Here is a 15,771-nt window from a genome sequence, read left to right as displayed (position 1 = left end):
GCCTGGCCCGAGCCGGCCGCCTCGTCCCGAGCCAGCGCGCCCTGTCGCGCGATCGTCCGCTCCTTCGATCTCCTGATATTCGTGGCGAGACCACCATGTTCAAGCGTTTGACCGCCTTACCGCTGCGCGCCTCGCGCGGCGCCGCCACGCTCGCGCTGGTCTGCGCGGCGCTGGCCGGCACGGCCGCCCTGAGCGGCTGCCAGCAGGACCAGCCTTCGTTCAACAACCTCGACATCACCGGCAACACGCAGTTCGGCAAGGACTTCTCGCTGCCCGATACCGACGGCAAGCTGCGCACCCTGGCCGACTATCGCGGCAAGGTGGTGGTGCTGCTGTTCGGCTACACGCACTGCCCCGACGTGTGCCCGACCACGCTGGCCGAGCTCGCGCAGTCGCTCAACCAGCTCGGCCCCGACGTCGCCAAGCGCGTGCAGGTGCTGTTCGTCAGCGTCGACCCGAAGCGCGACACCGACCAGGTCCTGTCGCAGTACGTGAGCGCCTTCGATCCCTCGTTCCGCGCGCTGCGCCCGGCCAACGACGCGCAGTTGAAGCAGGTGACCAACGACTTCCGCATCACCTACGAGCAGGTGGCGGGCAGCAAGCCCGACAACTACTCGATGAACCACACGGCCGCGAGCGTGGTGTTCGACCCGAGCGGCAAGCTGCGCCTGTTCGCGCGCGACGGCCAGGGCACCCCGCCCTGGGTGCACGACCTGCCGCTGCTGCTCAAGGGCAGCGACGCCTGAGGCGCCGCCCGTCACGACATCACGCATCACTCATATTCCAAGGACATCCGAACCATGAAAACCGCCATCCGCCTGCTCGCCGCCGCCTCCCTCGCCGTCGCCGGCTCGACCGCCTTCGCCGCGCCCGACGCCCTGTCCGTCTCGAAGTGCTGGATCCGCGCGATGCCCGCCGGCATCCCCTCGGGCGGCTTCTTCGAAGTCGCCAACCGCGGCGACAAGCCGGTCCAGCTCACCGGCGTCGATTCCGACGCGTTCGGCATGGCCATGCTGCACCAGACCCAGAGCAACGGCAGCATGTCGAAGATGGTGATGGTCGACACCGCCACGGTGCCCGCCAAGGGCACCCTGTCGTTCGCGCCGGGCGGCTATCACGTGATGCTGGAAGAGCCCAGGCAGGCGCTCAAGATCGGCTCGACGATCCCGCTCACGCTGAGCTTCGGCGACGGCGAGAAGCTCAGCGCGCAGTGCAAGGTCGAAAGCCCCAAGGCGATGTCGAAGTAAGCCGCCTTCCCTCGAGCCCAACCGGAATCCCGCCATGAAGATTCGCCAGTTCGCGGCGCACGGCGCCGCCGCCCTGCTGCTCGCGGCCGTCGCGCCGCTCGCCTTCGCCCACGCGCATCCGAAGCAGCGCAGCCCCGAGGCCGGCGCCACCGTGCCGGCCGCCACCGCCAGCGTGTCGATCGACTTCGACGAGGGCCTGGAGCCGGCCTTCAGCTCGCTGAAGGTCAGCGACGCGGCCGGCGCCTCGGTCACGCGCGACAAGTCGAGCGTCAGCGGCAGCGACAAGAAGCACATGAGCGTCGATCTCGCCGCGCTCAAGCCGGGCGTCTACACGGTCAACTGGGTGGCGGTGGCCACCGACGGCCATCGCACGCAAGGCAGCTACAGCTTCACGGCGCAATAAGCGTCGCCCGGCTTGGCAACATCAGGCAGCACCAGGCAGCACCCGCGGTACCTTTATAAAAAGCAGTAAAAAAAGCAGTAACGACAAGCAGGGGACGGCCCGCGTGCAATCGATCGCGCGTGGGCCTCCTTCCCCGTACGCGCCCGCATCCTCCCTCCCTCGGCACACTTTCCCGTCAGGCTCGTGACAGATCGCCCATCGCGCGCGCGTCTTAACGAAACCTTGACATCGCGCCGCCTACACTGCGCCGATGGAAAAACGAATCATTTCCATTTGACGACGCGGCACGACACTTCCCGCGCATCCGGCCGATCGCCTCGATCGCCTGCCGCTGCGCTCCCGATGGAACAGCCAGGACCTTGAAATCGCCACGATGGGCAGCGACGGCCGTTAGCGGCGATTTCGCGGCAAGCAAGCGCGCCACCCCGGCGCCGCCCCGCCCCTGGTGGCTGGCGCTGGTCGCGCTCGGCGCGCTGCTGGCGGGCCTGGTGGTGCTCAGCCTGCTGGTCGGCTCGCATGGTTTGCCGATCGCGCTCACGCTGCGTTCGTTGTGGCACGCGCAAGGCGAGGCCTGGCCGACGATCCGCGACTACCGGCTGCCGCGCACCGAACTCGCGATCCTGGTGGGCGGCGCACTCGGCCTGGCCGGTTGCCTGGTTCAGACTCTCACGCGCAATCCCCTGGCCGGCCCCGGCATCCTCGGCGTCAACTCGGGCGCGGGGCTGTTCGTGGTGCTCGGCATCGGCGCCGGCGTGATCGCCCCGCTCGCGCAATTCGGCCTCGCCTTCGCCGGTGCCGCCGTGGTCGCCGGCCTGGTGTTCGCCTCGCGCCTGCTGTCGCGCTCGAGCGACCCGGTGCGGCTGCTGCTGACCGGCACCGCGCTCGGCGCCAGCCTCGAATCCACCACCGCCGGCCTGAGCCTGCTCCAGCCCAACAGCCTCGAACAGTTCCGGCTATGGGCGGTCGGCTCGGTGGCCGATCGCGGCGAGGCCATGCTGCCGATCCTGGCCGCCTGCCTGCTCGCGGGCCTGGCCGCCAGCCTCGCGCTGGCGCGCCCGCTCGACGTGGTGGCGATGGGCGACGAACACGCGCTCGCGCTCGGCATCCATCGTGGGCGCCTGCTGATCGCCTGCGGCGCCGTGATCTCGATGCTGTGCGGCGCGGCCACCGCCGCCGCCGGCCCGATCGTGTTCGTCGGCCTGCTGGTGCCGCACCTGGCGCGGATGCTGGTGGGCATCGGCCTGCGCCGCGTGCTGCCGGCCTGCGCGCTGCTCGGCGCGGCGCTGCTGCTCGCGGCCGACATCCTCGGCCGCCTGCTGGTGCCGGGCAGCGAGATTCCGGCCGGCGCGGTATCGGCCGTGATCGGCGCGCCGCTGTTCTTCGTGCTGATGCGGCGCGCGAAGTTCGCGCCATGACACCCGCGCGACCGATGCCTCGCCGACTGCCTTCGATCGTGCGCGCGATCCTGCTCGCGATCCTGCTCGGATTCGCGCCGCTGGCCGCCACGCTCGCGGCCCAGCTCTGTCTCGGCCCGTTCGGCATCTCGCCCGGCGCGCTGTGGCATGCGCTGCTCGATCCCGCCTCGCCCGAGCGCTTCGCGGTGTTCACGCTCGGCCTGCCGCGCTACCTGCTCGGCGCGCTGGCCGGCGTCGCGCTGGGCGCCTCGGGCGCGATCTTCCAGACCGTCACGCGCAACCCGCTGGCGAGCCCCGACGTGCTCGGCTTCGGCGCCGGCGCAGCCAGCGGCGCGATCCTCGCGCTGCGGCTCGGCGAGAGCCAGCCGGGCTTCACGGCAGGCATGGCGGTGGCCGGCGGGCTGCTGGCGGCGCTGGTGGTCTATGGGCTGGCCGGCGGGCTGCGTGCCTCGCCGCGCCGGCTGATCCTGAGCGGCATCATGATCTCGGCGCTGCTGGCGGCCGTGAACGGCTACCTGCTGCTCGACGCCGACGTGCAGGACACCCAGGTGGTGCTGGCCTGGCTGTCGGGCAGCCTCAATACCGCCGCCTGGCACGACCTGCCGGGCCTCGCCGCGGCGCTGGCGGCCTTGATCGCGTTGTGCCTGCTGCGGCATCGCAGCTTCGGGCTGATCGAACTGGAGGACAGCCTGGTCACCACGCTCGGCGCGCGGCCGGGCCGGCAGCGCGCCGGCTGGATCGTCACCGGTGTGCTGCTGGTGGCCGCGGCAACCGCCGTCACCGGCCCGATCGCCTTCGTCGCGCTGGCCGCGCCGCATATCGCGCGCCGCCTGCACGGCGGGCGCCTCGCCAACCCGCTGGCGCCGGCCCTGGTCGGCGCCGTGCTGGTGACGGGCTGCGACGCGGTGGCCGCCAACGCCCTGCCCATCCATCCGCCGGTGGGCATCGTCACGGGCGCGCTCGGCGGCCTGTACCTGCTCACGCTGCTGCTGCGCGCCGATCGCCCCGGCGCGCGCGGCAACGCGTTTTGAAAGGATCACGCATGATCGGCTCCGAACTTCTCCATCGCCCGCGCCTTCGCGCGATGCCGGCCGCCGGCGCGCTGCGCCGCTTCCTCGGCCTGGCCGCCGCGACCACGCTGCTGCTCGCCGGATTCGGCACCCGCCGCGCGCAGGCCGAAACCGCGCCCGCCTTCCCGGTCACCATCGCGCATCAATGGGGCGCGACGACCATCCCGAGCGCGCCGCGGCGCGTGGTGGTGCTGGGCTGGAACGAGGCCGACGTGGTGCTCGCGCTGGGCGTCACGCCAGTGGCGATCCAGGACTGGCAGCAACTGGGACTGAAGGACGGCCAGGTCAATCCCTGGTCGCAGGCGCTGGTGCACGGCACGGCGCCCGTGATCCTGCCGCGCGGCGACCTCGACTTCCGGCGCATCGCCGCGCTGCATCCGGATCTGATCCTCGACGTCAACGGCCGCGACAACAGCTCGCAAGCCAATTACGCGCTGCTGTCGCGGATCGCGCCGACCGTCGCCTCGCCGAAGGAGGTGCGCGACAACAACCTGCCCTGGCAGCAGCAGGTGCGCATCGATGCGCTGGCGCTCGGCCGCGTGGCGGCCGGCGAACGGCTGATCGCCGATACCGAGGCCCGCATCGCCGCCGCGCGGCGCGCCCACCCGGAGTTCGCGGGCCGCAGCTTCAGCATCGACTGGGGCGTGCAGAACGGCTGGCATGCCTATGTGGAAGGCGACGTGCGCCCGCGACTGCTGGAGGATCTCGGCATGAAACTGTCGCCGACGCTGAAGACGCTGCCCGCGCGCAACTACTACGCGGACCTGCCGATCGAGCGGACCTCGGCCATCGACGCCGACCTGGTGGTGCTGGTGGCCTTCGCGCGGCCGGCCGCCTCGCTGCTGGCCGAGCCGGCGGTGCAGGCGCTCGACGCGGCGCGCCGGCATCGCCTGGTGGTGCTCGACAACCAGCGCGACGCCGCGCTGCGCGCCGCCTTCGCCACCGGCTCGCCGACCAGCATCGACGCCACGCTCGACCAGTTGGTGCCGCGCGTCGCCCGCGCGCTGGCCGGAGCCGGCCAATGAACGGCCGCGACGCGCAACGGCCTGACGGGCGCCCGGAAAAAGGCCTGCGCGCGGTCGACCTGAGCCTGCACTATCCCGGCGGCGCGCCGATCATCGCGCATCTCGACGTGGCGATCGCGCCGCATGCGTTCACCACCATCGTCGGGCCCAACGGCTGCGGGAAGTCGACCCTGCTGAAGGCGCTGAGCCGCGTGCTGAGCCCGCAGGGCGGCGCGGTGCTGCTGGACGGGCGCGAGGCCGCCGGCTATGCGCCGAAGGCCTACGCGCGCCAGGTCGGCTTCCTGCCGCAATCCTCGACGGCACCCGAGGGCATCACGGTCGCCGAGCTGGTGGCGCGCGGGCGGTATCCCCATCAATCGCTGCTGCAGTGGACCAGCGAGGCGGATCGCGCCGCGGTGCGCGAGGCGATGGCGCGCACCGACGTGGCCGAGCTGGCCGGGCGGCGCGTGGCGGAGCTGTCGGGCGGCCAGCGCCAGCGCGTCTGGATCGCGATGGCGCTGGCCCAGCAGACCGAGATCCTGCTGCTCGACGAGCCCACCACCTATCTCGACCTGGCGCACCAGATCGACGTGCTCGAGCTCTGTCACGAGCTGAACACGCGCTTCGGCACCACCGTGGTGGCCGTGCTGCACGACCTGAACGAGGCCTGCCGGTATGCCGACCGGATCATCGTGATGAAGGACGGCCGGATCGTCACCAGCGGCGAGCCGGGCGCGGCGATCACGCCGGCCACCGTTCGCGAGGCCTTCGGGCTGGAGGTGCGCGTGATCGAGGATCCCGTCACGGGCACGCCGCTGGTGCTGCCGCTCAGGGCCGGCAAGCGGCGCCGCGCGGCAGCGGCGGCCTGAAGGTCGGCACGAGAATCGGCAAGAGAATCGCGGCCGGCTTCAGGCCACTTCGGCATCGCCTCAGGGCCGTTTCGCGATGAAGTCGATCTCCACCAGCGCATCGCGCGCGAGCCCCGTCACGCCGATGCAGGTTCGCGCCGGCAGCCGCCCCGGCGGGAAATAGGACGCGTAGGTCTCGTTCATGAGGGCGTAGTCGCGCTTGAACTCGGTGAGGAAGATGCGCGCCGACAGCACGTGCTCCAGACCCAGCCCCAGCCCTTCCAGCACCAGGATCAGGTTGTCCATCACGCGGCGCGTCTGGGCGAGCACGCCGCCGGGCAGCGGCGCCTCGTCGTCCTCGGGCCAGGTCGGCATCTGCCCCGTCACGAAGATCCAGCCGTCGCGCTCGGTCGCGTGGGAAAACGGGCCGACCGGCGTCGGCGCGCCCTCGACCATCCAGAACTTCGTATCGCCAGCCACCTGGGAAACCATCGGCATCGCTCCGCGCATGAGGGAAAACGGGAGCGTCGATTCTAGCGAGCCAAAAATCGGCGCGCGGCCCGCTCCCGCTCGCCTGCCGCCGGGCTCAGAACGCGTAGCGCATCCCCGCGAACAGGCTGCGCCCCTCGCCGGGATAGAAGATCGCCGTGCTCGAAGCGGTCCGCGCGTTGGCGACCGTGCTGATGTCCGAGACGTAGCGCTTGTTGGCCAGGTTGCGCGCGTCGAGGTAGATCGACAGCCCGTTGCGGAAGTCCATCCCCGCCTGCAGGCCGAACACCGTGTAGCTTGGCGCGCGCAGCGTGTTCGCGTCGTCGGCCCAGGCGCCCGAGGGCACCCAGTCGACGCTCGCCGAGACATGGAAGCCGTTCGGCCGCGTATAAGCGAGCACGCCGCGCAGCACGTTGAGCGGCACGCCGGCGATGCGGTTCGAGCCGTATTGCGGATCGTCCTTGAAACGGAAATCGCTGAGGTTCCAGACGCCCGACACGCTGATGCGATCGCCCGCGCCGCGGCGCGTGAGGTCGCGCCAGAGATCGAAGGCGGCGCCGGCCTCGATGCCCTGCAGCACCGTGCGCTTGGCGTTGAAGGTGGCGGCCGGGATCTCGGGATTGGTGGTGTATTGCAGCAACTGGTCGCGCACCAGCGAGCGATAGGCGCTCAGGTCCCAGCTCAGCCGGTCGTGCGTGCCGCGCGTGCCGAGCTCCAGCGTCCAGGCGTGCTGCGCGGCCAGCGGCGTGAACCGGGTGGTGGTGGCGAAGGTCTGCGCGAGATCGGTGAAATCGGGCACGTCCTGGCTGCGCGTGATGTCGACGAAGGCCTGGACCTCGCGCCTGGGCTGCCACAGCAGGCCCAGCTTCGGGTTCACGCCGCTGTACGAGGCGCGCGTCGACTTGTAGTTCGCATCGTTCGGCAGGCCGCCGTAGTCGATGTACTCGCGCACCGAATGCAGCAGCTTCACGCCCGTCATCAGCGCGACGGTGGGCAGGAAGAACAGCCGGTTCTCGACATAGGCCTCGTAGTTGAAGGCCGTTTGCGTCGAGTCGAGCGTCTGCGCGCCGCGATCGCCGTTGACGTTCAGATACTGGTTCGCCTGCGTGCGCCCGCCGAAGAAGCGCGCGCCGACGATCAGCTCGTCGCGCATGCCGGCCAGCTCCGGATGCAGGCTCAGGCGCGGCGCGAAGCCGTAGGTCCAGCCGTCCTGGTCGATCGCCTGGAAGATCGGGTGGTAGAGGCTCTTGTGGATCGCCCAGGTGTCGAACTGCAGCTCGCCCTGGTCGAGCTTGACCGTGGTGCGGTTGGCGATGCGCTCGGTGCGCGTGTTGCGCGCCTGGTCGCCCGACAAGGCGCTCGGCGCCGCGCGCGTGGGATGGTTCAGCGCATCGGTCAGCGACAGCGAACCCGGCAGTTGCTGGTCCACCACGTAGGCGCCCACGTAGAAGCGCGTCTCCACGCTCGGGCTGAAGCGATAACCGACGTTGGCATTGAACTGCTCGTACTGGCCGCGCTCGTGGTCGCGCCAGCCGTCGGCGTGGTTGACGCTGAAGGTGGCGAGGAAATCGAGCGGGCCGATCACGCGCGAGATCTGCGCGCTGGTGCGCAGCGTGCCGTGGCTGCCGCCCTCGATGCGCAGGATGTTCGGCGCCTCGGCCGTGTAGGCGGTCGGCGTGACGAAGTTGATCGCGCCGCCCAGCGTCGAGGCGCCGTATTGCAGGCCGTTGCCGCCCTTGTAGATCTCGGTGGCCTGCAGGCCGAGCGGATCGATCTGGTAGTAGTCGCCGCTACCGTCGGCGAGATTGGTCGGGATGCCGTCCTGCAGGATGTCGAGGCCGCGCGCGTGGTAGCCGCGCGCGATGCCCGAGCCGCGGATCGACAGGCGCAGCTCCTGGCCGTAGCGATTCTCGACGAACACGCCCGGCGCGTCCTTCAGCACGTCTCGCAAGGTGAAGGCATAGCTGTTGGTGTAGCTGGCGGCATCGACGAAACCGACCGAGCCGACTGTCTGGTCGAGCCGGCGCTTCAGCGCCTCGGTGCCGAGCGAGGTCGGCGAGGCGTTCGCGCTGGCCTTCACGGAGATCGAGGGCAGCGGCGTGGCCGGCGGCTCGCTCGCCGCGTCGGTGGTCCGGGAAACGATGGCGGCGGCGGTGGCGGACAGCGCTGACAGCGCGCCGGCCATCGCGATGGCGATGCGGGAAGGACGGATCATTTTTCGTTGTACTGATGTCTCGTTATCGAAACGGCTCGACCTCGACTCGGACGATCGAGCGCGGGGCGGCCGGCGTCGAGCGCCGGCCCTTCGATCGGCTCGCGACACGCCCCCCCGGCGTGCGCTGCCAGGCCGCCGGCGCGCCGATCACGGCGCCGGCGGCGACACTCAGGCGGCCCTGCGCACGGCGCGCCCGAACACCAGCCGGTCGGCCAGCCAGACCGCCACGATGCTCGCCCCCATCAAGGGGAACACGATGCCGAGCAGCACCAGCCCGGCGATCCAGCCGCGCATCGGCGGCGCGGCGCGCTCGCGGGCCGGCGCGCCGAGCGTGAGCGCCGGGCGCCGCTTCCACCACATCACGAAGCCGGTCACGGCCATCGCCGCGAGGCCGAGCGAGATGGCCGCGCAGATCAGCTGGTTGGCGAGCCCGAAATAGCGGCCCATGTGCAGCGCGGTGCCGTAGGACACGGCCTGCGCGACGGCGCCGTAATCGCCGTAGCGGATGTCGCGCAGCACCTGCCCGCTGTACTGGTCGAGGTGGATCGTGCGTTCGGCCTTCGGGTCGGCCGGGAAGTAGGACACCGTGTAGACGCCGTCGGCATCGACCGGCATCACCAGCGAATAGCCGCTCGTCACGCCCAGCGTCGCCACCTTCGCGACGGCGTCGTCGAGCGTCAGCGGATGCGCGGTGGGCGCCGCGCTCGAATCGGGCACCGGCACGTTGCCGACCGCCCAGGGCGTCTGCGGCAGAGGCAGGTCATCCATCACCATGCCCGGCATCGAATCGTCGCCATGCGCGTGACGCATCGGCGCGGCGGCGGCCGGGGCCGCCTCGCCCGCCTTGGCCGCCCTGGCGCCGGGTCGCGTCGAATGCAGCGAGGCGCCGCCCCAGGCGCCCGGCGGCGAACCGAGGTTGACACTCGCGGCCAGCGACTTGAACTGCTTGCCCCAGGAGCCGGTCCACGGCAGCCCGCTCAGCACGAAGGCCAGCGCGCCGAGCGCCAGCCAGATGCCGAGCGAGGCATGCACGCTCTTCCACAACGGCCGGCCGCGCAGGCCCGCATCGGGCAGCAGTGCGCGGCGCAGCCGGCCCGGCTCGCGCGGCCACCACAGCGCCACGCCGGTGCCGATCATCACCAGGGTCCAGCAGGCCACCAGTTCCATCAGCAGTTCGCCCGGCTTGCCGAGCAGCAGCTTGCGATGCAGCATCCGGTCGACCTGCATGAAGCGCGCGTCGACGCTCAGCGTGCCGAGCACGCGGCCGTCATAGGGGTTCACGTAGACGCTCTCGCGGCTGCCCGAGGGCAGGCGGAACACGAACTCGGCGCTGCGATCCGGCTCGCGCCGGATCTCGGCCGAAACCGGCTTCGCGCCGGCGGGCATGGCCGCGACGGCGCGCTGCAGCAGCGTATCGGCATCGAGCCGCGGCTCGATGCCGGGCGTGACGATCAGCCGGTGCGGATACAGCAGCGGCTCGATCTGCGGCTGGAAACAGTAGATCGTGCCGGTGACGGCGAGGATCACAAGAAACGGCATCACGAACAGGCCGGCGTAGAAATGCCAGCGCCAGAGCGTGCGATAGCCGGCTTGCGGGGAACGGGCGGACGTCATCGCGTGCCCGACGGTGGTCGACATGCTGTCAGCTCCCGGTGGTGATCGTGGGTCGGCGGCGGCCGTCGAGACAGCTGCGCGTCGAACGGGTCGTCGCGCTCATCGAGCACGCGAGGACGAGCGGCTGCCGCGCCCGATGCGCGGCCGGCCGTCATCGCTCGCGCAACGCGGGCGCGCGACGGGATTCATGCTTCGGATTTCGCTACGAGGTCGCGCCGAAGGCGGCGGCGCGAGGCGCGCCGCATCGGCGGAAAAGGATCAGGCGAACAGCGGCGGAGCGCGGGAAGGCGGCCGATCGCCGATCGTCAGGCGCAGGGCCTGGCGCGTGACGGGGCGTGGCCAGGCGGCGCGCGCGATGGAAAACGCAAACAGCAGGACCAGCAGCAGGCAGGACGCCAGCGCCGTGAACAAGGCGATCGCGAACGGGCAGATATCGCCCGGGTTGCCCGCGGCGGAGGACGAATCGCCCGCGCCTTCGTGATCGTGATGCGCGAGCCGGCTGGCGAGCGCGGCGGCATCGTTGGCGGGCGTGATCGGCGCATCGGCATCGAAGCGCGCGGCCAGCGCCGCCGCGCCGAGCAGCAGCGGGCCATGGCCCGAGCACAGCACCACCGCGCCCGCGTCCGGGCCGTCCGGATCGAGCATCACGGCCCCGGAGATCAGCGCGCGAGACAGCAGCACGGCCAGCAGCAGGCCCCACAGCAATCGTGTCGCGACGCCGCCCCGCAGCAGGAAGTGGCGAAGTGCGTTCATGGCGCGCGATTGTAACCCTCGTAGGCGGGCGACGTGAAGTCGCACCGACTGATGCCCGGTATCGGTGCCGGAACAGTGGTTTCCAGGCCCACGCCCGGTTCCCCGGAAGTCCTTGGAAATCGGTGGCGAGCACCGCGCCCGGCGGCGGTCGATCTCGATATGCGACATCGCGTCGCGGTTCGGCCGAGGCGGGGAACGCGGCTACAATACCGCCGCCATGAGCCGACTCCGCCATCTGCTGGCACGGCGCGCCGATCATCCGCTGCTCTCGCTGCTGATCCTCTGCCTGCTCGCGTTCCGCCTGATCTTCCCGACCGGTCTGATGCTCGACCCGGACGCGGACGGCGGCTGGGCCGGCCTCGCGATCTGCAGCGGCCATGGCCCGCTCGACCTGACGCCCGCCGCCCTGCAGGCCAACGAGGACCTGTCGCGCGCGCTGGGCTCCGCACTCTCGCCGACGCCCGACACGCATCACCAGCGCGCCGGCGCCAGCGCCGAGCTGTGCCCGTTCAGCGCCTCGCTGGCCGCCGCGATCGCGCTGGCCGTGGTGGTCCTGGTCGGATGGGCCCGCCTCGACGTGGTGGCCCGGCGCGCGGCGCCGCGCCTGCTGCGATTCCGCCAGCATCACGCCCATGCGCGTCCCGGCGCACGCGCCCCGCCTCGCTCCCTTCCCGCCTGATCGCCGGTCCGGCGTGCCGCGCCGCTGATTCCCGTCGTGCCTGACTGCCCCGGTCGTTCGACCGTGGCCGGGTCACGCGTTCGGGTTGGCTGAGCCGCGCCTTCCTGGTTCGTCGTTTCGTCATCCTCTGCGTTTCGCATTCGGCCGAATGCGCGTCTCGCTTGCACGCTTCACGACATCGTGACGACCGCGTGCGATGCGCCACGTCCATTCGCGACACACGAGGAACGCCGACCGCGACGGCCAGACCGGACCCGCCGCGCTCGCGGTGCCGCGTCGACCAAGTCTCGGACGCGCGCCGTCCCATTCCGCTTTCGATCGATTTCGCCTGATTGCCATGAAGCCTCATCCGCTCACCACGCTCTGCGCCGCGCTTGGCGCCCTGCCCGCCTTCGCCTTCGCCGAATCGCCCCCGGCCACGCCGGGCGGCGCCCTGCCCACTGTCCAGGTCAACGCCGCCGACGAGAGCAACCTGCGCCGCCCCCAGGAAACCGGCAGCCGCCTCGGCCTGACGCCGCTCGAAACCCCCGCCAGCGTCGAGCAGATCGACCGCGCCACCCTGGTCGAACGCGGCGACGCGTCGATCGTCGATGCCGTGAGCCGCGCCACCGGCATCGCCGCCTCGCCGCATCCGGGCAACGGGGACTCCGAGCTGTCGGCGCGCGGCTTCGTCGGCGCCGCCTCGGTCACCCAGTTGTTCGACGGCGTGCGCCCTTACGGCGCGATCGGCGTGACCTATCCCTTCGACACCTGGTCGGTCGACCATATCGACGTGCTGCGCGGCCCGGCCTCGGTGATCTACGGCGAGGGCGCGATCGGCGGCGTGGTCAACATCGTGCCGAAGAAGCCGAGCCGCGGCCCGATCCAGAACGAGCTGCAGATGGGCATCGGCACCGAACGCACGGCGCGCCTGGCCTTCGGCAGCGGCGGCGCGATCAACGACAAGCTGTCCTATCGTTTCGACGTCAGCGGCAACCGCTCGGCGAACTGGGTGGACGCCGGCAATTCGCGCAACCTCTCGATCTCGGGCGCGCTGCGCTACGACCTCACGCCGGACCTGTCGATCACGGCCTCGTACGCGCAGGGCTACCAGCAGCCGATGCGCTATTTCGGCATCCCGCTGGTGAACGGCACGCTCGATTCGGCCCTGCTCAAGAAGAACTACAACGTCGGCGACAGCCTGATCTCGTTCCGCGACAGCTGGGCCACGCTGAGCGCGAACTGGCAACCGAGCGAGCAGTTGAACGTGACCAGCACCTTCTACCGGATGAAAAGCAACCGCCACTGGAAGGATGCCGAGAACTACACGTTCCTGCCCGCCACAGGCCAGGTGCAGCGCGGCAGCTACACCGAGATCCTTCACGACCAGCAGCAGTTCGGCAACGTCACCACCGCCACCGTCGAGAGCAGCGTGCTGGGCCGGCGCAATACCTTCTCGGCCGGCTTCGAGTTCAATCACACGAGCTTCCGCCACGACAACAACTCGCCGTATTCGGGCAGCTCGCTGGTCGATCCGTTCGCGCCCGATCCGGGCAGCTTCCTCAACCTGGCCGGCACGCGGCCCAAGTACGACTCGCAGGCCAACCAGTACGCGCTGTTCGCCGAGGACCGGCTGGCGCTCAGCTCGCGCTGGTCGGTGGTCGGCGGGCTGCGCTACGACCACGCCAGCGTCAACCGCGACGATCTCGTCAATGGCGGCGGCTTCACCCGCGTCTATGCCAATACCGGCTGGCGGCTCGGCACCGTCTACGACATCGCGCCGAACTTCACCGTCTACGGCCAGTATTCGGTGGCCGCCGACCCGGTCAGCTCGCTGCTGATGCTCAACTCCTCGAACGCGAACTACCGGCTCGCCACGGGCCGGCAGATCGAGGTGGGCTTCAAGCAATCGCTGCTCGACGGCCGCGCCGAGTGGACGCTGGCCGCCTACCGGATCGTCAAGGACAACCTCGTCACCGCCGATCCGCAGAACCCGAACCAGTCGCTCCAGGTCGGCCAGCAATCCTCGCGTGGGGTCGAGGCCAGCTTCGGCCTGCAACTCACGCGCGAGCTGCGCATCGACGCGAACCTGGCCGCGCTGCGCGCGAAATACGACGACTTCGTCCAGCAAAACGGCGGCGTGGCCGTCTCGCGCAACGGCAAGGTGCCGACCTCGGTGCCGCAGCGGCTCGCGAACCTCTGGCTGAGCTGGCGGTTCGCCTCGCAATGGACCGGCATCGGCGGGCTGCGCCATGTGGGCAAGCGTTATGCCGACAGCGCCAACCAGCTGGTGATGCCGTCCTACACGACCGTCGATCTCGCGCTGGCCTGGCAGCCGCGCAAGGACACCACCGTCACCGCGCGCGCCTACAACGTGTTCAATCGTCATTACGTGCAGAGCGCGTATTACAACCAGACGCAGTACCTGATCGGCAGCGACCGCAGCTTCGAGCTGCTGCTCAACTACCGGTTCTGAGCGCCCTGGCGCTCATGCCGCCGCTCACGCCACGCTTGCCGCCCAAACCGGCGGGCGGCGGCCCGACCAGGGCAAGGCCTGTTCGAGCTGTCCCGCCAGGCGCAGCAGCGTGGCCTCGCGCGCGAAGCCGGCCACGAACTGGATGCCGATCGGCAGCCCGGTGGCGACGTCATGCGTGAGCGGCACCGACATGGCGGGCACGCCGGCAACGTTGAAGGCCGGCGTGAACGGCGAATGCTCGAACACGCGCGCGGTCCATTCCAGCCCGGTCATGGTTTCGGCGCCGCGCGCGTAGGTGCCGATCGCGGGTGGCAGTCGCGGCAGCGTCGGCGTCATCAGGAGGTCGAAACGTTCGAACCAGCCGCCGACCTCGCGACTCAGGCGGTTGCGCAAGTCGAGCGCCGCCGCGAAGGACGTCGCGCTGGCTTCGCGGCCATGGCGATAGCAGGCCAGCGTGGCGGGCTCCAGCGTGGTGGCGTCGATCGGCCGGCCGGTCGCCGCCGCGACGGCGTCGATCCAGCCCACCAGGGTGGCGCACCAGATGGTGGCGTTGGCCGCCACCAGCGCCTCCCAGGACACGCCGAGCGGCAGGTCCGGCGCCTCGACGCGGTGCCCGAGCGCTTCCAGTTCGCGGGCCGTCGCGCGCGTGGCGGCCGCGATCGCCGGATCGGTGCGCGCGCCGTTCCATGGATCGACCCTCATCGCGATCGTGAGCCGGCCCGGATCGCGGCCCACTTCCGACAGGAAGCTGCGCGCCGGCGCGGCCGTCACATAGGGATCGCCGGGGGCATGCCCCTGGATCGCGTCGAGCAGGGCCGCGCTGTCCCTCACCGAGCGGCTGACGCCGAGCTGCACGCCGAACCCCGCGAACACCTCGTCGAGCGCCGGGCCGTTCGAGCTGCGGCCGCGCGTCGGCTTGAGCCCGAACAGGCCGTTGCAGGCGGCCGGCACGCGGATCGAGCCGGCCGCGTCGGTGGCATGGGCCAGCGGCACGATGCCGGCCGCCACGGCCGCCGCCGCGCCGCCGCTGGAGCCGCCCGCGCTCAGGTCGAGCGCCCAGGGATTGCGCGTCGGCCCTTGCGCGGCCGATTCGGTGGTGGTGCTGAAGGCCATCTCGGGCGTGGTGGAACGGCCGATCGTCACCAGCCCCGCCGCGCGGAAGCGGCGCATCAGCCAGGAATCCTCGGCCGCCACGCAGCCTTGCGCGAGCCGGCTGCCGAGTTCCAGCCGCTTGCCGGCCATCGAGACCGCCAGGTCCTTGATCAGGAAGGGCACGCCTGCCAGCGGACCGGCAGGCTCGTCGCTGCCGGCGCCGCTCGCCTCGATCGGCCAGTGCTCGACCACGGCGTTGATGCGCGGATTGACCGCCTCGGCGGCCCTGCGTGCCAGCTCGCCGAGTTCGGCTGCCGTGACTTCGCCGTCCCGCACCCGTTGCGCCAGGCCCAGGGCATCGTGGCTCGTGTATTCGTCCAGTGTCATCTCGTTCTCCGGTAGGAACCGGCAAGATAGAACGGCCGCGTATCGCCGATTAGCCCATTTTGCCGGCATGCTTTGGACCACCGATGGCACAATCGTGAAT

14 protein-coding genes are annotated in these 15,771 nt (G+C 70.8%); 9 read left to right on the top strand and 5 right to left on the bottom strand.

Annotated features, from left to right (window positions below):
- Positions 1–95: 95 nt before the first annotated feature.
- From FB600_RS29490 to FB600_RS29460, 7 genes are all read left to right on the top strand, one after another.
- On the top strand, positions 96–746 hold the full coding sequence (locus FB600_RS29490) for an SCO family protein (protein ID WP_096752803.1): 651 nt from the start codon (positions 96–98) through the stop codon (positions 744–746).
- A 54-nt stretch (positions 747–800) separates the two neighbouring features.
- Entirely contained in the window at positions 801–1,247 is a 447-nt protein-coding gene (locus FB600_RS29485; protein ID WP_096752802.1) for a copper chaperone PCu(A)C, read from the top strand.
- 34 nt (positions 1,248–1,281) lie between these two features.
- Positions 1,282–1,650 (top strand): copper resistance protein CopC, encoded by a 369-nt coding sequence (locus FB600_RS29480; RefSeq protein WP_017921738.1) that lies wholly within the window; start codon positions 1,282–1,284, stop codon positions 1,648–1,650.
- A gap of 359 nt (positions 1,651–2,009) precedes the next feature.
- Positions 2,010–3,065 carry a FecCD family ABC transporter permease gene (locus FB600_RS29475; RefSeq protein WP_096752801.1) on the top strand — a complete coding sequence of 352 codons (1,056 nt, stop codon included), beginning with the start codon at positions 2,010–2,012 and terminating at the stop codon, positions 3,063–3,065.
- Positions 3,066–3,079: 14 nt separating this feature from the next.
- The gene (locus FB600_RS29470; RefSeq protein ID WP_186082292.1) at positions 3,080–4,096 is read left to right on the top strand and encodes a FecCD family ABC transporter permease; all 1,017 of its coding nucleotides are present in this window, start codon (positions 3,080–3,082) and stop codon (positions 4,094–4,096) included.
- Between the two features lie 11 nt (positions 4,097–4,107).
- Positions 4,108–5,160 carry an ABC transporter substrate-binding protein gene (locus FB600_RS29465; RefSeq protein WP_145758021.1) on the top strand — a complete coding sequence of 351 codons (1,053 nt, stop codon included), beginning with the start codon at positions 4,108–4,110 and terminating at the stop codon, positions 5,158–5,160.
- The gene (locus FB600_RS29460; protein ID WP_145758022.1) at positions 5,157–6,008 is read left to right on the top strand and encodes an ABC transporter ATP-binding protein; all 852 of its coding nucleotides are present in this window, start codon (positions 5,157–5,159) and stop codon (positions 6,006–6,008) included. The genes FB600_RS29465 and FB600_RS29460 overlap by 4 nt, the downstream gene beginning before the upstream one ends.
- A 60-nt stretch (positions 6,009–6,068) precedes the next feature.
- On the opposite strand, the gene FB600_RS29455 is transcribed toward FB600_RS29460, so the two are convergent.
- From FB600_RS29455 to FB600_RS29440, 4 genes are all read right to left on the bottom strand, one after another.
- Positions 6,069–6,479: a RidA family protein gene (locus tag FB600_RS29455; protein WP_036056774.1), complete on the bottom strand. Its 411-nt coding sequence runs from the start codon at positions 6,477–6,479 to the stop codon at positions 6,069–6,071.
- Positions 6,480–6,573: 94 nt separating this feature from the next.
- The gene (locus FB600_RS29450) at positions 6,574–8,691 is read right to left on the bottom strand and encodes a TonB-dependent receptor family protein (protein ID WP_145758023.1); all 2,118 of its coding nucleotides are present in this window, start codon (positions 8,689–8,691) and stop codon (positions 6,574–6,576) included.
- A 168-nt stretch (positions 8,692–8,859) separates the two neighbouring features.
- On the bottom strand, positions 8,860–10,329 hold the full coding sequence (locus tag FB600_RS29445) for a PepSY-associated TM helix domain-containing protein (RefSeq protein ID WP_145758024.1): 1,470 nt from the start codon (positions 10,327–10,329) through the stop codon (positions 8,860–8,862).
- A gap of 234 nt (positions 10,330–10,563) precedes the next feature.
- The gene (locus FB600_RS29440) at positions 10,564–11,058 is read right to left on the bottom strand and encodes a DUF2946 family protein (protein ID WP_098182706.1); all 495 of its coding nucleotides are present in this window, start codon (positions 11,056–11,058) and stop codon (positions 10,564–10,566) included.
- Positions 11,059–11,275: 217 nt separating this feature from the next.
- On the opposite strand from FB600_RS29440, the gene FB600_RS29435 reads away from it, so the two are divergent.
- Together FB600_RS29435 and FB600_RS29430 are read left to right on the top strand one after the other, a co-directional pair.
- Complete coding sequence (locus tag FB600_RS29435; RefSeq protein ID WP_124076793.1) at positions 11,276–11,737, top strand: DUF2946 family protein; 462 nt, start codon at positions 11,276–11,278, stop codon at positions 11,735–11,737.
- A 337-nt stretch (positions 11,738–12,074) separates the two neighbouring features.
- Positions 12,075–14,192 (top strand): TonB-dependent receptor, encoded by a 2,118-nt coding sequence (locus FB600_RS29430; protein WP_105819649.1) that lies wholly within the window; start codon positions 12,075–12,077, stop codon positions 14,190–14,192.
- 24 nt (positions 14,193–14,216) lie between these two features.
- Here the strand turns inward: FB600_RS29430 and FB600_RS29425 are convergent, their stop codons facing one another.
- Positions 14,217–15,671, bottom strand: a complete 1,455-nt coding sequence (locus tag FB600_RS29425) for an amidase (RefSeq protein ID WP_145758025.1) — start codon at positions 15,669–15,671, stop codon at positions 14,217–14,219.
- Positions 15,672–15,771 lie beyond the last annotated feature (100 nt).

This window comes from Burkholderia sp. SJZ089 (assembly GCF_007828315.1).
GTDB lineage: Bacteria > Pseudomonadota > Gammaproteobacteria > Burkholderiales > Burkholderiaceae > Burkholderia > Burkholderia gladioli.
This window is presented reverse-complemented; position numbering and strand designations above follow the sequence as displayed.